The 19,499-nt window shown below is 71.8% G+C and carries 18 protein-coding genes; 15 read left to right on the forward strand and 3 right to left on the reverse strand.

What is annotated here, in order from left to right:
- Nucleotides 1-6: 6 nt before the first annotated feature.
- On the reverse strand, nucleotides 7-777 hold the full coding sequence (locus tag ACWGJM_RS28945; protein WP_453414659.1) for a DeoR/GlpR family DNA-binding transcription regulator: 771 nt from the start codon (nucleotides 775-777) through the stop codon (nucleotides 7-9).
- Nucleotides 778-1,037: 260 nt separating this feature from the next.
- Nucleotides 1,038-1,862, reverse strand: a complete 825-nt coding sequence (locus tag ACWGJM_RS28950; protein WP_453414660.1) for an NAD-dependent epimerase/dehydratase family protein — start codon at nucleotides 1,860-1,862, stop codon at nucleotides 1,038-1,040.
- Nucleotides 1,863-2,094: 232 nt separating this feature from the next.
- Between ACWGJM_RS28950 and ACWGJM_RS28955 the strand changes: the two genes are divergently transcribed.
- A complete protein-coding gene (locus ACWGJM_RS28955) occupies nucleotides 2,095-3,036 on the forward strand; it encodes a 5-dehydro-4-deoxyglucarate dehydratase (RefSeq protein WP_453414661.1) in 942 nt (313 codons plus the stop codon).
- A complete protein-coding gene (locus ACWGJM_RS28960; RefSeq protein WP_453414662.1) occupies nucleotides 3,033-4,196 on the forward strand; it encodes a hypothetical protein in 1,164 nt (387 codons plus the stop codon). The genes ACWGJM_RS28955 and ACWGJM_RS28960 overlap by 4 nt, the downstream gene beginning before the upstream one ends.
- Here ACWGJM_RS28960 and ACWGJM_RS28965 read toward each other — a convergent pair.
- Nucleotides 4,139-5,365, reverse strand: coding sequence for an MFS transporter (locus ACWGJM_RS28965; protein ID WP_453414663.1), 1,227 nt, complete (start codon nucleotides 5,363-5,365; stop codon nucleotides 4,139-4,141). The two genes, ACWGJM_RS28960 and ACWGJM_RS28965, sit on opposite strands and share 58 nt — an antisense overlap.
- A gap of 139 nt (nucleotides 5,366-5,504) precedes the next feature.
- On the opposite strand from ACWGJM_RS28965, the gene ACWGJM_RS28970 reads away from it, so the two are divergent.
- The 13 genes from ACWGJM_RS28970 to ACWGJM_RS29030 all read left to right on the forward strand — a co-directional run bounded on the left by ACWGJM_RS28970 (nucleotide 5,505) and on the right by ACWGJM_RS29030 (nucleotide 19,483).
- Nucleotides 5,505-6,089, forward strand: coding sequence for a TIGR03086 family metal-binding protein (locus ACWGJM_RS28970; protein ID WP_453414664.1), 585 nt, complete (start codon nucleotides 5,505-5,507; stop codon nucleotides 6,087-6,089).
- 98 nt (nucleotides 6,090-6,187) lie between these two features.
- The gene (locus tag ACWGJM_RS28975; RefSeq protein ID WP_453414665.1) at nucleotides 6,188-6,940 is read left to right on the forward strand and encodes an MBL fold metallo-hydrolase; all 753 of its coding nucleotides are present in this window, start codon (nucleotides 6,188-6,190) and stop codon (nucleotides 6,938-6,940) included.
- A gap of 153 nt (nucleotides 6,941-7,093) precedes the next feature.
- Nucleotides 7,094-7,750, forward strand: a complete 657-nt coding sequence (locus tag ACWGJM_RS28980) for a GntR family transcriptional regulator (protein ID WP_453414666.1) — start codon at nucleotides 7,094-7,096, stop codon at nucleotides 7,748-7,750.
- Nucleotides 7,747-8,655 (forward strand): dihydrodipicolinate synthase family protein, encoded by a 909-nt coding sequence (locus ACWGJM_RS28985; protein WP_453414667.1) that lies wholly within the window; start codon nucleotides 7,747-7,749, stop codon nucleotides 8,653-8,655. The genes ACWGJM_RS28980 and ACWGJM_RS28985 overlap by 4 nt, the downstream gene beginning before the upstream one ends.
- The gene (gene araD, locus ACWGJM_RS28990) at nucleotides 8,652-10,373 is read left to right on the forward strand and encodes an L-arabinonate dehydratase (protein ID WP_453414668.1); all 1,722 of its coding nucleotides are present in this window, start codon (nucleotides 8,652-8,654) and stop codon (nucleotides 10,371-10,373) included. Before ACWGJM_RS28985 ends, araD begins: the two co-directional genes overlap by 4 nt.
- Nucleotides 10,374-10,467: 94 nt before the next feature.
- Complete coding sequence (locus ACWGJM_RS28995) at nucleotides 10,468-11,403, forward strand: carbohydrate ABC transporter permease (RefSeq protein ID WP_453414669.1); 936 nt, start codon at nucleotides 10,468-10,470, stop codon at nucleotides 11,401-11,403.
- Nucleotides 11,400-12,290 carry a carbohydrate ABC transporter permease gene (locus ACWGJM_RS29000; RefSeq protein ID WP_453414670.1) on the forward strand — a complete coding sequence of 297 codons (891 nt, stop codon included), beginning with the start codon at nucleotides 11,400-11,402 and terminating at the stop codon, nucleotides 12,288-12,290. The genes ACWGJM_RS28995 and ACWGJM_RS29000 overlap by 4 nt, the downstream gene beginning before the upstream one ends.
- Complete coding sequence (locus ACWGJM_RS29005; RefSeq protein ID WP_453414671.1) at nucleotides 12,290-13,456, forward strand: Gfo/Idh/MocA family protein; 1,167 nt, start codon at nucleotides 12,290-12,292, stop codon at nucleotides 13,454-13,456. Before ACWGJM_RS29000 ends, ACWGJM_RS29005 begins: the two co-directional genes overlap by 1 nt.
- Nucleotides 13,453-14,298 carry a DUF6807 domain-containing protein gene (locus ACWGJM_RS29010; protein WP_453414672.1) on the forward strand — a complete coding sequence of 282 codons (846 nt, stop codon included), beginning with the start codon at nucleotides 13,453-13,455 and terminating at the stop codon, nucleotides 14,296-14,298. Before ACWGJM_RS29005 ends, ACWGJM_RS29010 begins: the two co-directional genes overlap by 4 nt.
- Nucleotides 14,295-15,815 (forward strand): family 43 glycosylhydrolase, encoded by a 1,521-nt coding sequence (locus tag ACWGJM_RS29015; RefSeq protein WP_453414673.1) that lies wholly within the window; start codon nucleotides 14,295-14,297, stop codon nucleotides 15,813-15,815. Before ACWGJM_RS29010 ends, ACWGJM_RS29015 begins: the two co-directional genes overlap by 4 nt.
- A 110-nt stretch (nucleotides 15,816-15,925) precedes the next feature.
- On the forward strand, nucleotides 15,926-17,263 hold the full coding sequence (locus tag ACWGJM_RS29020; RefSeq protein WP_453414674.1) for an ABC transporter substrate-binding protein: 1,338 nt from the start codon (nucleotides 15,926-15,928) through the stop codon (nucleotides 17,261-17,263).
- Nucleotides 17,264-17,355: 92 nt separating this feature from the next.
- Complete coding sequence (locus ACWGJM_RS29025) at nucleotides 17,356-18,153, forward strand: rhamnogalacturonan acetylesterase (protein ID WP_453414675.1); 798 nt, start codon at nucleotides 17,356-17,358, stop codon at nucleotides 18,151-18,153.
- A 16-nt stretch (nucleotides 18,154-18,169) separates the two neighbouring features.
- Complete coding sequence (locus ACWGJM_RS29030) at nucleotides 18,170-19,483, forward strand: pectate lyase family protein (RefSeq protein WP_453414676.1); 1,314 nt, start codon at nucleotides 18,170-18,172, stop codon at nucleotides 19,481-19,483.
- The last annotated feature ends 16 nt before the right edge of the window (nucleotides 19,484-19,499 follow it).

The raw sequence follows: 19,499 nt of genomic DNA on the forward strand, positions 1-19,499 counted from the left end.
CGGATTTCAAACCCGGATCACTTGGGGTCCGAGCAGTGCGTACCGATGGGCCTCGGCCGCCGGAAGGAGCGTGCTCGTCACGATCGTCTCCAGGGCGCCGATGTCGGCGAACCGGCAGAAGCTGACCGCGCCGAACTTGGTGTGCACCCCCGCGAAGACGGTGCGCCGGGCGGCGCGGATCGCCTGGGCCTTGACCTCGCTGACCGCCGGGTCGGGAGTGGTCAGGCCGTGTTCGCGGGAGATGCCGTTGGCGCCGAGGTAGGCGAGGTCGAGGACGAAACCGGCGAGCATCTTCGTCGTCCAGTGGTCGACGGTCGCCAGTGTGCCGGGGCGGACCCGGCCGCCGAGCAGCAGGACGGAGACGTTCTCGGCCTCGGCGAGCGCGCCGGCGACCGGCAGGGACGCGGTGACCACGGTCAGCGGCCGGTCCCCGGGCAGGTTCTCGGCGATGAGCTGTGGGGTGAAGCCCTCGTCGACGAAGACGGTCTCCGCGTCCCCGACCAGCTCGGCCGCGGCGGCCGCGATCCGGCGCTTCTCGGGTACGTGGCTGGTGGCGCGGAAGGCGAGCGTCGTCTCGAACCCGGCGCTCTCCACGGGATAGGCGCCGCCGTGTGTGCGGCGCACCAGGCCGTGGTCCTCCAGGGCGCGCAGGTCGCGCCGGATGGTCTCCTTGGCCACGCCCAGCTCGGCGGCGAGCGCGGTGACGTCGACCGCGCCGGTGGCGCGCGCGGTCCGCACGATCTCGCGCTGGCGTTCCTCCGCCGTCCTGCCGTCCATACCTCGCACCTCCCGCCGTGTGCCCGTTCGGGCCCTGTGAGGCCCATGAGGGAATTTGTACAGCGGGGTCCGGGCACTGAACAGGCCTGTTGCCTGCCCGATACTGCCCGGGTGTGCCCGTTCCACGTCGGGTGTGCCCGCCTCGGACCTGCGGGGCTGCCTGCCCGGGCGTGGGATCGGGCGGGGTCCGTGCCCGAACACGGCGGCGGGCGGGCCCGTTCGGTGCCCGCCCGCCACCGCGCAGGGTCGTTCTCCGCCGGTCAGTACGGCCAGATCGGCGGGTCGCTCACGAAGGGGCCGCCCAGGTGGGTGTGCGCCGGGTTGTCCGGATCCAGCTCGCCGTGCTCGGCGACGAGCTTCTCGGCGTACGGCTCGGAGTCGTCCTGGGGTTCGTATCCGAGCGCCCGCGCGCTGGTCAGGTCCCACCACAGGCGCGTGTTGGCGGAGGAGCCGTAGACGACGGTGTGGCCGACCTTTTCGGCGGTCAGGGCCGCGTGGAAGAGGCGGGCGCCGTCGGCCGGGCTCATCCACACCGAGAGCATGCGCACGCCGGTCGGCTCGGGGAAGCAGGAGCCGATGCGCACGGAGACGGTCTCCAGGCCGTGCTTGTCCCAGTAGAGCTGCGCGAGGTCCTCGCCGAAGGACTTGGACAGGCCGTAGAAGGTGTCAGGGCGGCGGGGGGTGTCGATCGGGATCAGCGCGCTCCGGTCGAAGGGTGCCTCTCCCTGGGGCGCCGGGGTGAAGCCCACCGCGTGGTTGGAGGAGGCGAAGACGATGCGCGGCACTCCCTCCTGGCGGGCGGCCTCGTAGAGGTTGTAGGTGCCCTCGATGTTCGCCCTGAGGATCTTCTCGAAGGGTGCCTCCAGGGAGATGCCGGCGAGGTGCAGGATCGCGTCGACCCCCCGGACCGCCTCGCGCAGCGCCTCCTTGTCGGCGAGGTCGGCGGTGATCGCCTCGGGCGCGTCCTCGATGGGGCGCACGTCGAACAGGCGCAGGTCGTAGCCGTACTCCGGGAGCAGGCCGCGCATCAGGGTGCCGAGCCCGCCTGCGGCGCCGGTGAGCAGAACGGTGCGGGGTGCGGGCATCCTGGGTCTCCTTGGCTCGGGCGGCGCGTCCACGTCCGGCTACCTGTCCGTCATTCACATTCATGGACACGTTAGGGAGGGGCGCGCATCGGGTCAAGTGTGCCGTGGAGTGCGGAAATCCTCTCGTGTGTTGCGCATTTGCGTGCTTGACCCGCGTTGAGTGGGGCCCTTAGCGTGGATGTGTTCAGAAATATAGACGTCGATCAGAAGTATGCACCGACAGGGAGAGCCCGTGACGCCAGCCCCTCTCGCCGCTCGTCTCAGCGACCCCCGGGGACCGCTGTTCTTCCCCGTCACCGCGTACGGTCCGGACGGCTCGATCGACCTCGACGTCTACCGCACGCACGTGCGCCGGGGCGTCGACGCGGGGGCCGCCGCGGTGTTCGCCTGCTGTGGCACCGGCGAGTTCCACGCCCTGCTGCCCGAGGAGTTCGAGGCGTGCGTACGGGCGGCCGTCGAGGCGGCCGAGGGGCGCGTACCGGTCGTCGCCGGCGCCGGATACGGCACCGCGCTCGCCGTGCGGTACGCGGCGCTGGCGCGGGCGGCCGGGGCCGACGGCCTGCTCGCCATGCCGCCGTACCTGGTCGTCCCCGGCCAGGAGGGCCTGCTGCGCCACTACCGGCAGGTCGCCGCGGCCACCGAGCTGCCCGTGATCGTCTACCAGCGCGACAACGCGGTGTTCAGCCCCGAGACCGTCGTCGAGCTGGCCCGCACCGAGGGGATCATCGGCTTCAAGGACGGCCTGGGCGACCTGGATCTGATGCAGCGGATCGTCAGCGCCGTCCGCACCGAGGCCCCCGGCGACTTCCTGTACTTCAACGGCCTGCCCACCGCCGAGCAGACCCAGCTCGCCTACCGCGGCATCGGAATCCGCCTGTACTCCTCCGCCGTGTTCTGCTTCGCGCCCGAGATCGCCCTCGCCTTCCACCGGGCCCTGGAGACGGGCGACCAGGACACCGTCCGCCGCCTGCTGGACGGCTTCTACCGCCCGTTCGTCGACCTGCGCGCCCAGGGCCGCGGCTACGCGGTCGCCCTCGTCAAGGCGGGCGTACGGCTGCGCGGCCTGGACGTGGGGGAGGTGCGGCCCCCGCTGCACGAGCCGGCCGAGGATCATGTCAAGCAGCTCGCTCAGCTGATCGAGCGCGGGTACGCACTGCTCGAGGAGGACGTGTGAAGGCGTCGGCGTTCGTCTACCCCTGGGACGTCAACGGGGACCCGCAGGCCCCCGCGCGGATCGCCGGACTCGGCGTGGAGCAGGTGACCCTCGCCGCCGCCTACCACTCCACGCGCGCGCTGACCCCCCGCCACCCCCGCCACCGCATCGTCACCGCCGAGCACGCGGCGGTGCTCTACCCGGCCGACCCGCGGCGCTGGGAGGGCCGCACCCCGCGCCCGTACCCGGCCGGCGACTGGGCCCCCGGCGACGCCTTCGGGGAGGCCGCCGACGCCCTCGCGGCGGCCGGCCTGGAGGTGCACACCTGGGTGGTCCTCGCGCACAACTCCCGCCTCGGCGCCGAACACCCCGGCACCTCGGTCGTCAACGCCTACGGCGACCGCTACCCCTGGGCGCCCTGCATCGCCCAGCCCGCCACGCGCGCGTACCTCGTCGACCTGGCCGCCGAGGCCGCCGTACGGCCCGGGGCGCGCGGCACGGAGCTGGAGTCCCTCGGCTGGTACGGACTCCAGCACCTGCACGCCCACGACAAGACCTCCGGCGTCGGCCTGGGGGAGGCCGGGCAGTACCTGATGGCACTGTGCTTCTGCCCGGCCTGCCGGGCGGGCTACGCCGTGGAAGACCTGGACGCCGACGAGCTGGCGGCCTCCGTACGGGCCGCGCTGGAGCCCCTGTGGCAGGGCGCGGCGGCCGACGACGGGGGCTGGGCGGGCGTGGAGAAACTCCTCGGCGGGGAGACGGCGGCCGCCACGCGCGCGTGGCGCGACCGGACCGCCCGCACGCTCCAGGAGGACGCGGTCGCCGCCGTCCGCGCCGCCGCGCCCGAGGGCTTCCAGGTGCTGCTGCACGCGGACCCCGTGTCCTACCACTGCGGTGCCAACCCGGGTGTGGACCCCGCGCACGTCCTGTCCGTCGCGGACGGCGTGGTCGTCCCCTGCGCGGGCGGTACGGAGCCGCTGACGCCGTTCGCCGAACAGGGCCGGGCGGGAGCGGTGATCGCCGCCAACTTCACCGTGGTGTCCGGCATGGGCGGCAGCCCGGGCACCCTCGCGGCGGACGCGGCGCGGGCGCGGGAGCTGGGCGCGACGGAACTGCGGCTCTATCACGCCGGGTTGGCGTCGGACGGGGACTTGGCGGCGGTGCGGGAGGCACTGCGCTGAGCCAGTGACCCGGCGGTGGCGAGCAGCCCGACGCCGAGGAGCACCAGCAGCAGCCGGTGGTCGACGAGTTCGACGAGGGCGGCCCCGACGGCCAGGCCGATCACGTTGGGCGTGAACATCAGCGTGCCGGCGGTCGCGGTCGCCCGCCCCAACGCGTCGGCCGGGATCTCCCGCTGTACGGCGGTGTAGGCGGCGATCAGCACACAGGGCAGCCCGAGCCCGCCCGCCGCGCTGCACGCCAGCACCACCGCGTCGTACGGCACCGCCCGCGCGGCCACCGCGACCGCCGTCAGCGCGATGCCGTACGCCGCGAACCGGCGCTCACCGAGCCGCCGCAGCGCGGGCCCGGACACCAGCCCGACCGCGACCGACCCGACGCCCTGGACGGCGTACATCACGCCCGTGTAGGCGGGGGAGCGGCCGAGGGCGTCCACGACGGCGTAGTTCAGGCTGCTGCCGAGCGAGGTGAGGCTCATGGTCGTCCCGCCGGCCAGGACGAGCGGACGGAGCGTGGTGTGCGCCCACAGACGACGGGCGCCTTCGACGGTCTGCCGCCACCAGTTGCCGCCGGCCGGCCCGGGACGTTCCTCGCGGACCCGGAGCAGCGCGCACAGTCCCGCCGCCAGCACGAAGGTGCCGGCGTCCAGCATCGCGACACTCGGCCCGCCGTACGCCGTGTACAGCGCGGCGCCGGTCAGCGGGGCGACCAGCTTCATGCCCTCGCGGGCGGTCATCCGCAGTCCGTTGAAGTCGCCGAGCAGGGCGGGGTCGACGGCGGCGGCCACGAGGGCGGAGTTGGCCGCGTCCTCGACGACGCCTGCCGCGCCGTAGCAGACGAGGACGGTGAGGAGCAGCCGGACGGAGGCGGGGGAGTCGACGGTCCAGAGGGGGAGCAGGAGCCCGGCGAGGCCGAGGTTGACGCAGATCAGGAGGGGTTTGCGGCGGACCCGGTCGGCGAGGGTGCCGAGGGCGGGTCCGGCGAGGGTGGGGGCCCAGAGGGCGGCGGTGCACAGGGCGGCCAGGCCGTTGGATCCCGTGAGGTCCTTGACCCAGACGCCCGACACGAGCCAGAGCGCGGAACTGCCGAAGCCGGACACCACGACGCCGGTGAGGTAGAGGGCCGCGTTGCGGTCGCGGAGCAGGCGGGTCGCGGTCCAGGAGGTGGTCATGCCTGGTCATCGTGGGTCTAAGGCCTGCCCGGGAGCATCGGGCAGGTGCCTTAGAAAAACCTCTGGCCCACCGATGAGTTTCCCGGCGCCGCCCGGTCCACCCTCCGTACCGGTACCGCATGCCCGAAGGAGCAGGACCATGACCGACACGATCCTCGACCTCGGCCCGCAGGCCCGAGCCGTGGCACTGCTCGCCGAGAGGGTGACCGACGAGCAGCTCTCGGCCGTCACACCGTGCCCGGACCTCGCCGTGCGCAACATGCTGGGGCACCTCGTGGGCCTCGCCGCCGCCTTCCGTGACGCCGCCCGCAAGGACCTGGGCGTCACCACCGACACCAGCCCCGGCACCACCGTGCCGGACATCGGCCCCGGCTGGCGCGAGGAGCTGCCCAAGGTGCTCGACGAACTCGCCGAGGCCTGGCGCGACCCGGCCGCCTGGACCGGCATGACCCGCGCGGGCGGCGTGGACCTGCCCGGCGCGGTCGCGGCGGCCGTCGCCGTCGATGAACTGGTCATCCACGGCTGGGACCTGGCCCGCGCCACCGGCCAGGACTACACCCCCGACCCGGCCGCGCTGGAGGCCTCGTACGGCTTCCTCCGCGCCGCGGCCGACGACCCGAGCCGCGGCGGCATCTTCGGCCCGATCGTCCCCGTCCCGGCCGACGCACCGCTGCTGGACCGGGCGGTGGGACTGAGCGGACGCGACCCGGGGTGGCGCCCTTAGAGCCCCCAGCTCTCAGACCGGCGCAAACAGGCCTGGGCGACGGTAGATCACCGCAAACGGCGGGCGGGCCGGGGCCGTGCGACCGTACCCTCCCCACCATGCCCCTCAGCCTCACCGTCCTCGGCACCGCCTCCCCGCACCCCGGCCCCGGCCGCCCCTGCTCCGGGTACCTGCTGCGCGGCGGGGGCGCCGAGGTGTGGGTGGACGCCGGGACCGGAACCTTCGCGGAATTGCAGCGGCACACGGACCCGGCGCGGCTGACGGCGATCTGGATCTCGCACCTGCACGCCGACCACAGCGCCGACCTGCTCGCCGCCGCCTACGCCTTCGCCTTCGGCGGACTCACCCCGCCCGCGCCGATCCCGGTGTACGCGCCACAGGACTGCGCCCGCCGTCTGGCGGGCTTCTTCGGCCGGCCGGACGTGAAAGGGCTGAGCCACGTCCTGGACTTCCGCCCCCTGTACGACGGGCACGTCGTCCGGCACTGGAACCTCCGCCTCACCAGCCGCGCCGTCGCCCATGACACCGAGGCGTACGGACTGCGCGCCGAGAGCCAGGGGAGCGTCCTGGCGTACTCCGGGGACAGCGGCCCCTGCGTCGCGCTGGGCGAACTCGCCGTCCGCGCGGACCTGTTCCTGTGTGAGGCGGACATCGATGAGCATCGCGATGGCGAACAGGTCCATCTGACACCGGAGGACGCGGGCCGCATCGCCCGGGAGGCGGGTGTACAGGAGTTGCTGGTCACCCACGTCGGGCCGGCGCTCACCCGTGAGACGGCGACCGCGCGCGCCGCCGTGGCCGCCGGACGGCCCACCGACACCGCCCGTGAGGGTGAGACGAGAACCGTCTGACCCTCCAGCCCTCCTGCCTCGGCAGCCTCAACTTCCTTTGTCAGAAGCATTGACGAATCACATGCCCCCTCCTACCTTCATCGCGTCGTACTTCGTACGTCATATATGAGACGCGATACGCGAGATCAGATACGCGACATCCGAGAGGCGCGCATGACCTCTGTGCCCACGCCGATCCCGTCCCGCACGCAGTTCGTGCTGGAGGGGATCAAACACCGCATCCTCACCGGGCAGCTGACGCCCGGCCAGGCCCTGGTCGAGACGGAGCTCGCCGCGCAGTTCGGGGTGTCCAAGACCCCCGTGCGCGAGGCGCTCAAGACGCTGGCCGGGACCGGGCTGGTGGTGATGAGCCAGTACAAGGGCGTCACGGTGCGCATGGTGGACGCGGACATGGCGAGCGAGGTCTACGACGTACGGCTGCTGCTCGAACCGGAGGCCCTCAGGCGTGCCGTGCACCGGGGCGCCTCCCTCGACGACGCCCGGGACGCCCTGCGGCGGGCCGACGCGGCCGGCGACACCGCCGAACGCTCGTTGGCCAACCGGGAGTTCCACCGCGCGCTGTACCTGCCCTGCGGCAACCCGCTGCTCGGCCGGATGCTCGACGAGGTCCGCGACCAGGCCGCCCTGGTCTCGGCCGTGGCCTGGGCCGCCGACCCCTCCTGGGAGCGGGAGGCCGCCGAACACAGGGAGATCCTCCGGCTCGCCCTGGAGGGCGAGGCGGACGGCGCGGCGGCCGCCCTGCACGCGCACATCGCGTCGTTCGTGCGGCGCGCGTTCCCCCACGCCCAGGAAGAGGAAGGTCAGGAATGAGCGCGACGTTCGAGACCCAACGGGCCGCCCTGGCCGACGTGGTGGCGATCCCGGTGACGCCGTTCACCGCGGACGGCGACGTCGACCGGGACGCCCACCGGGCCCTGCTGCGTCGCCTGCTCGACGGCGGCATCACCACTCTCACCCCGGGCGGCAACACCGGCGAGTTCTACGCCCTCACCCCCGAAGAGCGCCGCCTGGTCACGGAGCTGACCCTTCAGGAGGCCGGCGAGCGCGCCGTCGTCCTGGTGGGCGTCGGGCACGACGTGCCGACCGCCGTCGCCTCCGCGCGGCACGCCCGCGAGCTCGGCGCGCAGATGGTGATGGTCCACCAGCCGGTCCACCCGTACGTCTCCCAGTCCGGCTGGGTCGACTACCACCGCGTCATCGCCGAGGCCGTCCCCGAGCTGGGCGTGGTCCCGTACATCCGCAACGCCCAGCTCACCGGCGCCCGTCTCGCCGAACTCGCCGACGCCTGCCCGAACGTGATCGGCGTCAAGTACGCGGTGCCGGACGCGGCCCGGTTCGCCGCCTTCGCCCGGGACGCGGGCCTGGACCGCTTCGTGTGGGTGGCGGGCCTGGCCGAGCCGTACGCCCCCTCGTACTTCTCCGCGGGCGCCACCGGCTTCACCTCGGGGCTGGTGAACGTCGCCCCGGCCGTTTCGCTGAACATGATCGAAGCGCTTCGATCCGGTGACTACCCGGCCGCCATGAAGGTCTGGGAGCAGATCCGCCGCTTCGAGGAACTGCGTGCCGCGGGCGGCTCCGCCAACAACGTCACCGTCGTCAAGGAGGCTCTGGCCTCCCTCGGACTGTGCCGCCGCGACGTCCGCCCGCCCAGCAGGCCGCTGCCCGAGGACGAACGCGCCGAGGTCGCCGCCATCGCCGCCGGGTGGGCCATATGAAGAAGCCGGAAGAGCTCAGGAGCCACCAGTGGTACGGCACCGACGGACTGCGTTCCTTCAGCCACCGGGCCCGCACCCGCCAGCTCGGCTACCTGCCCGAGGAGCACCTGGGCAAGCCCGTCATCGCGATCCTCAACACCTGGTCCGACATCAATCCTTGTCATGTGCATCTAAGGGATCGGGCGCAGGCCGTGAAGCGCGGCGTGTGGCAGGCGGGCGGCTTCCCCCTGGAGTTCCCGGTCTCCACGCTCAGCGAGACCTTCCAGAAGCCGACCCCCATGCTCTACCGCAACATGCTCTCCATGGAGACCGAGGAGCTGCTGCGGTCCTACCCGGTCGACGGCGCCGTCCTGATGGGCGGCTGCGACAAGTCCACCCCCGCCCTGCTCATGGGCGCCGCGAGCGTCGACCTGCCCACCGTCTTCGTGCCCGCCGGGCCGATGCTCCCCGGACACTGGCGCAACGAGGTCCTCGGCTCCGGCACCGACATGTGGAAGTACTGGGACGACAAGCGCGCCGGCCTCATCGGCGACTGCGAGATGACCGAGCTGGAGAGCGGCCTCGCCCGCTCGCCCGGCCACTGCATGACCATGGGCACGGCCTCCACCCTGACCGCCGCCGCGGAGGCGCTCGGTGTGACCGTGCCGGGCGCGTCCAGCGTCCCCGCCGTGGACTCCGGGCACGACCGGATGGCCGCCGCCTCCGGTCTGCGCATCGTCGAACTGGTCCATGAGGACCGCAAGCTGTCCGACATCCTCACCCGGGAGGCCTTCGAGGACGCGGTGACCACGGTCCTCGGCCTCGGCGGTTCGACCAACGCCGTCATCCACCTGATCGCCATGGCCGGACGCGCCGGGATCCGCCTCACCCTCGACGACTTCGACCGCATCGCCCGCACGGTCCCGGTCCTGGCGAACGTCCGCCCCGGCGGACGGACGTACCTCATGGAGGACTTCCACTTCGCCGGCGGCCTCCCCGGATTCCTCTCCCGGATCACCGACCTGCTCCACCTCGACCGGCCGACCGTCTCCCACGACACCCTGCGCGAGCAGATCGCCGGCGCCCAGGTGCACAACGACGACGTCATCCGGCCCCGGGACAACCCGGTGGCCGACGAGGGCGGGGTCGCGGTGCTGCGCGGCAACCTCTGTCCGGACGGCGCGGTCATCAAGCACATCGCCGCCGAGCCCCACCTGCTCAAGCACACCGGGCCCGCGGTCGTCTTCGACGACTACCGGACGATGCAGCGGACCATCAACGACCCCGCCCTCGGTATCACCGCCGACAGCGTGCTCGTGCTGCGGGGCGCCGGCCCCAAGGGCGGCCCGGGCATGCCCGAGTACGGCATGCTCCCGATCCCGGACCATCTGCTCAAGCAGGGCGTGCGCGACATGGTGCGGATCTCCGACGCCCGGATGAGCGGGACGAGTTACGGCGCCTGCGTGCTGCACGTGGCACCGGAGTCGTACATCGGCGGCCCGCTCGCGCTGGTCCGCACCGGGGACCTGATCACACTGGACGTCGAGGCGCGCACCCTCCGACTCGACGTGGACGACGTGGAACTGGACCGGCGCAGGGCGGAGTGGACGCCACCGCCCACGCGTTACGAGCGCGGCTACGGCGCGCTCTACAACGACCAGATCACCCAGGCCGACACCGGCTGCGACTTCGAGTTCCTCGCCCGCCCCGGCAAGGTCGCGGACCCCTACGCGGGCTGACCCCACGCACCACGGGTGACGCCCAGGCCCCTGCGCACGAAGAAAGCGCTTCACCCGCACGAGACCGGACGACGCACCAGAACGGAGAACAGTCATGGCCCAAGCCGCAGCCGTGGCGAAACCGCCCGCGCCACCCCGGCGGCGCCGTGCCTCCGCGACGCCGCGCAGGCTCCCGTACCTGCTGATCGCCCCGGCGGCCCTGCTCATGCTGGGCTTCATCGCCTACCCGGTCCTCAGCGTCTTCTACTACAGCCTCCAGAACTACAACCCCACCAAGCCGTGGCGGAACGGATTCGCGGGCTTCGACAACTTCACCCAGGCCTTCGCGCACGACCCCCAGTTCTGGGACACGCTCACCTTCAGCGCGAAGTGGGTGGTCGTCGAGGTCGGACTCCAGCTGCTCCTCGGTCTCGCCCTCGCCCTGATCGTCAACCAGACCTTCGTCGGACGGGCACTGGGCCGGGCGCTGGTCTTCTCCCCGTGGGCGGTCTCCGGCGTGCTCACCTCCGCGATCTGGGTGCTGCTCTACAACTCCCAGACCGGCATCACCCGTTACCTCGCCGACGCGGGCATCGGCTCGTACGGGACCAGCTGGCTCTCGGACACCTCGACCGTGTTCCCGGCGGCGGTGGTCGCCGACCTGTGGCGCGGGGTCCCGTTCTTCGCGATCCTCATCCTCGCCGACCTCCAGTCCGTCTCCAAGGACCTGTACGAGGCGGCCGAGGTGGACGGCGCGAGCCGGCTGAAGCAGTTCTGGCACATCACGCTGCCGCACCTGAAGGACGCCATCGTCCTGTCCACGCTGCTGCGGGCGGTGTGGGAGTTCAACAACGTCGACCTGCTCTACACCCTGACCGGCGGCGGCCCGGCGGGGGAGACCACGACCCTCCCGCTCTACATCGCCAACACCAGCGTCGACGCCCACAACTTCGGCTACGCGTCCGCCCTCACCACGGTGGCGTTCGTGATCCTGCTCTTCTGCTCGATCGCCTACCTGCGACTGAGCAAGTTCGGAGGTGGCGAGAAGTGATCACCGAGATCGCCCCCGCGGAGGACAAGCGCGTGGCCCCCGAACCCGCCCGAGCGCGCCGGGGCAGGCGCCGCGCCTGGGACGAGGCCCCGCGCTGGCAGATCTACCTGCCCCTGTCGGTCTACCTGCTCTTCACCCTGGTCCCCTTCTACTGGATCCTCCTCTTCGCCCTCCGCCCGGCCAGCTCGACCTCGCTGGTGCCCTGGCCGGTCACCTTCGACCACTTCCAGAAGGTGTGGAGCGAGCGGAGCTTCGGCACCTACTTCACCAACAGCGTGTACGTCGGTGTCGCCACGCTGATCCTCACCACCGTGGTCGCGCTGGCCGGCGGCTACGCCCTGGCCCGCTTCGACTTCCGGCTCAAGCGCGCCTTCATGCTGGCCCTGCTGTGCTCCCAGTTCGTGCCGGGCGCGCTGCTGCTGGTGCCGCTGTTCCAGATCTTCGCCAAGCTCCAGATGATCAACTCGCTCGGCAGTGTGATCCTCGCCGAGACCGTCTTCCAGTTGCCGCTGTCGATGATCCTGATCAGCGGCTTCATCCGGAACGTGCCGTACTCCCTGGAGGAGGCCGCCTGGGTGGACGGCTGCAACCGATTCGCCGCCTTCCGCATCGTCGTGCTTCCGCTGCTGCGGCCCGGGTTGATCGCCGTCGGCTCCTTCGCCTTCGTGCACGCCTGGAACCACTTCCTGTTCGCCCTGATGTTCCTGTCCGACCAGAGCAAGCAGACCATCCCGGTCGGCCTCAACACCCTGATGAGCGCCGACAGCGTGGACCTGGGCGCCCTGGCGGCGGGCGGTATCGTCGCGGCCGTACCGGTGGTGATCGTGTTCGCCTTCATCCAGAAGTGGCTGATCACCGGCTTCAGTGCGGGGGCGGTGAAGGGTTGATGGCTCGTGACCTGACGGTTGGCGCCGGCGTACCCCTCGTGCTGGCGGGGGCGCGCGGCCACGGCCGCTGGCACCTGGACAACATCCGCCGGCTCCAGAGCAAGGGCATCGTCCGGCTGGCAGGCATCTGCGAGCTGACCCCGCTGGCCGCCGCCGAGATCCCCGAGGGCCTCGGCGCGCCCGAGCAGTCCGCCGACTTCGGGGCGCTCCTCGACTCCACCGGCGCGCGGATCGCGGTCGTCTGCACGCCGATCCCGACCCACACCGACCTGGCCCTGACGGCCGCCCGCAGGGGCGTGCACCTGCTGCTGGAGAAGCCGCCGGCGCCGTCGTACGCGGAGTTCCGCCGTATGACCGACGGGGTCACCGCGGCGGGCGTGGCCTGCCAGATCGGATTCCAGTCACTGGGCTCGCACGCCGTGCCCGCGATCCGCCGGCTGATCGCCGAGGGCGCGGTCGGCGAGGTCACGGGGGTCGGCGGCGCCGGGGCCTGGGCCCGCGACGAGGCCTACTACCGGCGGGCGCCCTGGGCCGGCAGGCGCCGGCTGAACGGCGTCGACGTGATCGACGGGGTCCTCACCAACCCCTTCGCCCACGCCGTCGCCACCGGCCTCGCCCTCCTCGGCACCACCCGCGCCGAGGACGTCGCCGGCATCGAGACCGAGCTGCTGCGGGCCAACGACATCGAGTCCGACGACACCTCCTGCGTCCGGGTGACCACCGGGCTCGGCCCGGTCACCGTCGCCGCGACCCTGTGCGCCGAGGAGCCGGGGGAGCCGTACGTACTGGTGCACGGCTCCAGCGGCCGGATCACCTACTGGTACAAGCAGGACCGCGTGCTGCTCCAGCGGGCGGCCCACGGGCCGGAAGAGACCGAGTACGGCCGTACGGACCTGCTGGAGAACCTCGTCGACCACCTCACCACCGGCGCGGACCTGCTGGTCGAACCCGAGTCGACGGGCGCCTTCATGAAGGTCGTCGAAGCGATCCGGCTGGCCGAGGACCCGGCCGCGCTGCCCGCCGGCGCCTGGCATCTGCTCCCGGACGAGAACCGCCGGGTCGTGCCCGGCATCGACGCTCTGGTCGCGGCCGCCGCCGACACCCTCGCCCTCTACTCCGAGCTGGGCGCCTCCTGGGCCCTACCGAAAGAGGTGAGCACCCGATGACACCCGACGACACCCACGTCCTGCGGGTCGCGGGCCGCCCGGTCGGCCGCTATGTCACCCGGCCCGGACTGCCGGCCCGGCTCTCGCCGCGCCCCTACCTGCACCCCGTCACCACCCTGGCCGGCACGGCGGTCACCGAGCTCAGCCCCGCCGACCACACACACCACCTCGGCGTCGGCGTCGCAGTCCCCGACGTCGAGGGGTACAACTTCTGGGGCGGGCGCACGTACGTCCGTGACCAGGGCCCGACAGAGCTGGACAACCTTGGCGCCCAGCGTCACACCGGCTTCCAGCTGCGCGACCCGGACGGCTTCGTCGAGGAGCTGCGCTGGGTCGCTTCGGGCGCCGAGCTGCTGCGTGAGCGCCGTACCGTAGCGGCCACCGAACTCACCGCGACCGCCTGGGCGTTGGACTTCACCTTCTCCCTCACCAACGTCACGCCTCAGGCGCTGTCCATCGGCAGCCCCGCCACGAACGGACGCCCTGGTGCCGCGTACGGCGGCTTCTTCTGGCGGGCCCGCAAGGAGGCGTCGGCGCCGGACGTCTTCACCGGCGAGCGTGCCGGCGAGGCCGAGGCGCACGGCGCCCGCGCCGACTGGCTGGCGCTGGCCGGCGCCGGCTGGACGCTGGTGTTTGCGGGGGCCACCGAGGAGACCCGCGGCGACCCGTGGTTCGTGCGCACCGCCGAGTACCCGGGGGTGGGTTCCTCGCTGGCGTCCGCGGAGCGGCTGCCGATCGCGCCCGGCGACACCGTCGTACGACGGATCGTCACCGTCGTCGCCGACGGCCGGCTCGGCCGGGACGAGGCGGCCGCGCTGGTGCGGAAGGCGGTGAGCCAATGAGCGTCCGCCTGACCGAGGAGACGTACCGCAACCCGATCCTCAACGCCGACTGGTCCGACCCGGACGTCGTGCGCGTCGGCGACGACTTCTACCTCACCGCGTCCAGCTTCGGCCGCGCCCCGGGCCTGCCGCTGCTGCACTCCCGCGACCTGGTCAACTGGACCCTGGTCGGCCACGCCCTGCAACGCCTGGAGCCGGCCGCCGAGTTCAGGTCGCCGCGCCACGACTGCGGGGTCTGGGCACCCTCGTTGCGCTTCCACGACGACCGCTTCTGGATCTTCTGGGGCGATCCCGACCAGGGCATCTTTCAGGTCAACGCGCCCGGGATACGCGGCCCCTGGACCCGCCCGCACCTCGTCAAGAAGGGCAAGGGACTCATCGATCCCTGCCCCCTGTGGGACGAGGAGAGCGGCGAGGCGTATCTGGTGCACGCCTGGGCGAAGTCCCGCTCGGGCGTCAAGAACCGGCTCACCGGACACCGGATGCACCCCGACGGCACCAGCCTGCTGGACGAGGGCAGGCTGATCGTCGACGGGGACGGGATCCCGGGCTGGTTCACCCTCGAAGGGCCCAAGCTGTACCGGCACGACGGCTGGTTCTGGATCCTGGCGCCCGCCGGGGGAGTGGAGACCGGCTGGCAGGGCGCCTTCCGTTCCCGGGACTTCTTCGGGCCGTACGAGGAGCGGATCGTCCTCGGACAACGGGACACCGACGTCAACGGGCCGCACCAGGGCGGCTGGGTGCGCACCCGGTCCGGCGAGGACTGGTTCCTGCACTTCCAGCAGCGCGGCGCGTACGGCCGTGTCGTGCACCTCCAGCCGATGCGCTGGGGCCCCGACGGCTGGCCGGTGATCGGGGACGACGGCGCCCCCGTCACCGAACACCGCCGCCCCGCCCTGCCGCCGCAGCCGCCCGCCGCGCCCGCCACCGACGACGACTTCCCCGGCGGACGGTACGGCCGTCAGTGGCAGTGGACGGCCAACCCCCAGGACGGCTGGGCCACCCAGCACTCCGCCGACGGACTGCGGCTGACCTGCGTCCGCACTCCCGGCGCGCACGACCTGCGCAAGCTGCCGCACATCCTCACCCAGCGGCTGCCCGGCACCCCGGCGACCGTCGAGGTCGAGCTCGGGCTGCACAGTGAGGAACCGGGGGCGCGGGCCGGGCTGGCGGTCCTCGGGGACGCGTTCGGCTGGATCGGTCTCGAGCGCCAGGCCGACGGGACGGTCCATCTCGTGCACCGGTTCGCCGAGGCGGTGGCGGAGAAGGAGCGGGACGCCGAGCGTCCGCGGCCCGCCTCCGAGGGGCACGCCCGGCTGCGCATCGAGATCGGCCCGGACGCGCGCTGCCGTTTCGCCGCCGACACCGGGGACGGCTTCCGCCCGTCTGGTCCCGTCTTCGCCGCCACCTCCTGGCGCTGGGTCGGCGCTCTGCTCGGACTGTTCGCCGCAGCGCCGGCCGGAGCCGGGCACGCCGGGTCGGGCACCTTCACGCACTTCCGTATCGAGCCCTGCTGATCACCTGCCTGGTTCAACCCGCACGCCTCTTGGGAGCCGCAATGACGCACCTCCGTAGCAAGCGCTTGCCCCTCATGTCTCCGCTGAACCCGGAAGAAGAGAGCAGACCGATGAAGAGCAGCATCCGCAGAAGCAGGCGCGCCGCCACGGCCGTCGCCCTGGGCTCCGTGCTCGCGCTGGCCGCCACCGCCTGCGGCGACGACGGCAGCGGCGGCGCGGGGGACAAGGGCGACGAGGGCTCCGGCAAGGGCACGATCACCTTCTGGGACAACAACGGCGGTGTCCGCACCGACATCTGGAAGCAGATCATCGCCGACTTCCAGCACAAGTACCCGGACATCAAGGTCAAGTACGTCGGCATCCCGGCGGCCGGCGCCCAGTCCAAGTACGACACCGCCATCCAGGGCGGCGGCCTGCCGGACGTCGGCGGCGTGGGCACCGCGATGCTCGCCGAGGTCGGGGCCCAGGGCGCGCTGGAGCCGCTGGACAGCCGGCTGCGGAAGAGCCCGCTGAACGGAAAACTGAGCCAGAACCTGATCGACGTCAGCAAGGCGGCGGGTGGCGGGGACACGCTGTACCAGGTGCCGACCTCCGCGAACAACGGCACGCTGTGGTACCGGACCGACCTGTTCAAGAAGGCCGGCCTGGACGCGCCGACCACCTGGTCGAAGTTCTACGCGGCCGCCGACAAGCTCACGAACAAGGGCAAGAACCAGTTCGGCTACACCATCCGCGGCGGCGAGGGCGCCATCGCGCCGGCCCTCGACGCGGTGTACGGCCAGACCGGGATCACGTCGTTCTGGAACGGCGACAAGACCACCGTCAACGATCCCAAGAACGTGGCCGCCCTCGAGAAGTACGTCGCGCTCTACAAGAAGGACACCCCGTCCGCCGACGTGAACAACGACTTCACGAAGATGGTCGCCCAGTGGGACAGCGGCACGATCGGCATGCTGAGCCACAACCTGGGCTCGTACCAGGACCATCTGAAGGCGCTGGGCAAGGACAAGTTCCGGGGCGTTCCGAACCCCACGCTGGACGACGGCACCCGGGTGCAGGTGTCCAACCCGGTGGACGGGCTGAGCCTGTTCAAGTCCAGCAAGAACAAGGCGGCCGCCTGGAAGTTCATCGAGTTCGCGGTCTCCGCCGAGGAGAACTCCAAGTTCAACGAGTCGGCGGGGCAGGTCCCGGCGAACACCGACGCGGCCAAGGACGCGTGGATCCAGCAGGCCGAGCCGACGAAGCTGGCGGCCGAGGCGCTGAACGGGGGCGAGACGAAGATCGTCCAGTTGCCCTACTACCTGCCCGACTGGAACACGATCTCCAAGGCGGACAACGAGCCGAACTTCCAGAAGCTGCTGCTCGGGAAGATGAGCGCGAAGGAGTTCCTGGACACGCTGGCCGACCAGCTGAACAAGGCGCAGGCGGACTGGAAGGCGCATCACTGATTGTCCTTCGGCTGCGGGCCGGTCGTGGCTGGTCGCGCAGTTCCCCGCGCCCCTTCGGGGCGCGGGATTCCCCCCGTTCGAAAGGCACCGTCGTGTCTCCTACCCGCAGACAGGTAACACTGGCGGCTCTCGCCGCCCTCCCGCTCGGCCTCGCCGCCAACGGCACCGCGCAGGCCGCCCCTCACCGTCGTACGGTCCACATCGCCGGTGACTCCACCGCCGCCCAGAAATTCGCCGACGCCGCCCCCGAGACGGGGTGGGGAATGGCGCTCCCCTTCTTCCTCCGGAAGGAGATACGGGTCGCCAACCATGCCGTGAACGGGCGGAGTTCCAAGAGCTTCGTCGACGAGGGGCGGCTCGACGCCATCCTCGCCGGCATCCGGCCGCACGATCTGCTGCTCATCCAGTTCGCGCACAACGACGAGAAGTCCGCCGACCCCGCTCGCTACACCGAGCCGTGGACCACGTACCAGGACTACCTGCGGCTCTATGTCGACGGGGCGCGAGCCAAGGGCGCCCGGCCCGTGCTCGCCACCCCCGTCGAGCGGAGGAAGTTCGACGCCGACGGCAACGCCGTGCCGACCCACGGCGACTATCCGGCAGCGATGCGGGCCCTCGCCGAGGAGGAGCGCGTGGCGCTGCTCGACATCGAGGCGCTGTCGCTCGCGCTGTGGCAGTCGCTCGGGGTCGAGGCGACCAAGACGTACTTCAACTGGACGGACACCGAGCAGGACAACACGCACTTCAACCCGCCGGGGGCCATCGCCGTGGCCCGGCTCGTGGCGCAGGAGCTGCCGCGCACCCGGGTGCTGGCCCGGCACGACGCCGTCCGGCTGCACGAGGACGTCCCGGCGTCCTGGATCACCTGGCCGCCCGCATCGGATTCGTGAACGAGGAGACCGCACAGTGCGCACTCAGAAATGTCATGGACGCGTCATAACAGCCCTCGTCGGCTGCACCGCCCTCGTGCTCGCCGTCACCGGCACCGCCTCCGCCCAGCCCCGGCACCCGGACCTCGCCCACCAGACCCTCGCGGCGAACGACGGCTGGGCCGCCTACGGCACCGGCACCACCGGCGGCGCCGCCGCCGACCCCGCGCACGTCTACACCGTCACCACCTGGGACGCCTTCAAGGCCGCCCTCGCCGACGGCGGCAGCGCACCCAAGATCATCGAGGTGAAGGGCACCATCGACGCCGACGGGCCGAGCTGTGCGTCGTTCGCGGCGGCCGGGTACGACTTCGACGCCTACCTCAAGACGTACGACCCGGCCGTGTGGGGCCACGACAAGAACCTTGACGCCGAGCCCGACGACAGCCCCGAGGGCCTGCGCCGCGCCTCCGCCGCCGACCAGGACGCCTACATCAAGGCGAACATCCCGGCCAACACCACCGTCGTCGGCATCGGCACGGACGCCGGCTTCAAGGGCGCGAGCCTCCAGATCAAGGGCGTCGACAACGTCATCGTCCGCAATCTGGGCTTCGAGAGCCCGCTCGACTGCTTCCCGCAGTGGGACCCGACCGACACCGCCGACGGCAACTGGAACTCCGAGTACGACAGCGCGGTGGTCTACGGCTCCACCCATGTGTGGATGGACCACGACACCTTCACCGACGGCGACCACCCGGACAGCACCCTGCCGTACTACTACGGGCGGATCTACGAACAGCACGACGGCGAGCTCGACATCGTCAAGGGCGCCGACTACGTCACCGCCTCCTGGAACGTCTTCGAGGACCACGACAAGACGATCCTCATCGGCAACAGCGACAGCGCCTCGACGGCCGCCGTGGACCGAGGGCATCTGAAGGTCACCTTCCACCACAATCTGTTCGCGAACCTGGTGGAGCGCGCGCCCCGCGTCCGCTTCGGCCAAGTGGACTCCTACAACAACCACTTCGTCGCCGGTGACGGCTACGGATACAGCTACGGCATCGGCATGGAGTCCCAGCTCGTCGCGGAGCACAACGCGTTCACGCTGCCCGACGGAGTCAGCACCGGTTCCGTCCTGAAGAAGTGGAAGGAGGCACCGGTCACCGCCGACGACAACTACGTCAACGGCACCCGGACCGACCTGATCGCCGTCCACAACGCCGAGGTCCCCGGCGAGATCCTCCAGTCGGGCGCCGGCTGGACGCCGGCCCTGAGGACGAAGGCCGACCCGGCGAAGGCCGTCCCGAAGATCGTCGACCACTGCGCGGGCGCCGGGCACCTGCGCTGAGCGCCGCACGAAACGG

This window comes from Streptomyces sp. NPDC054834, from assembly GCF_053611185.1.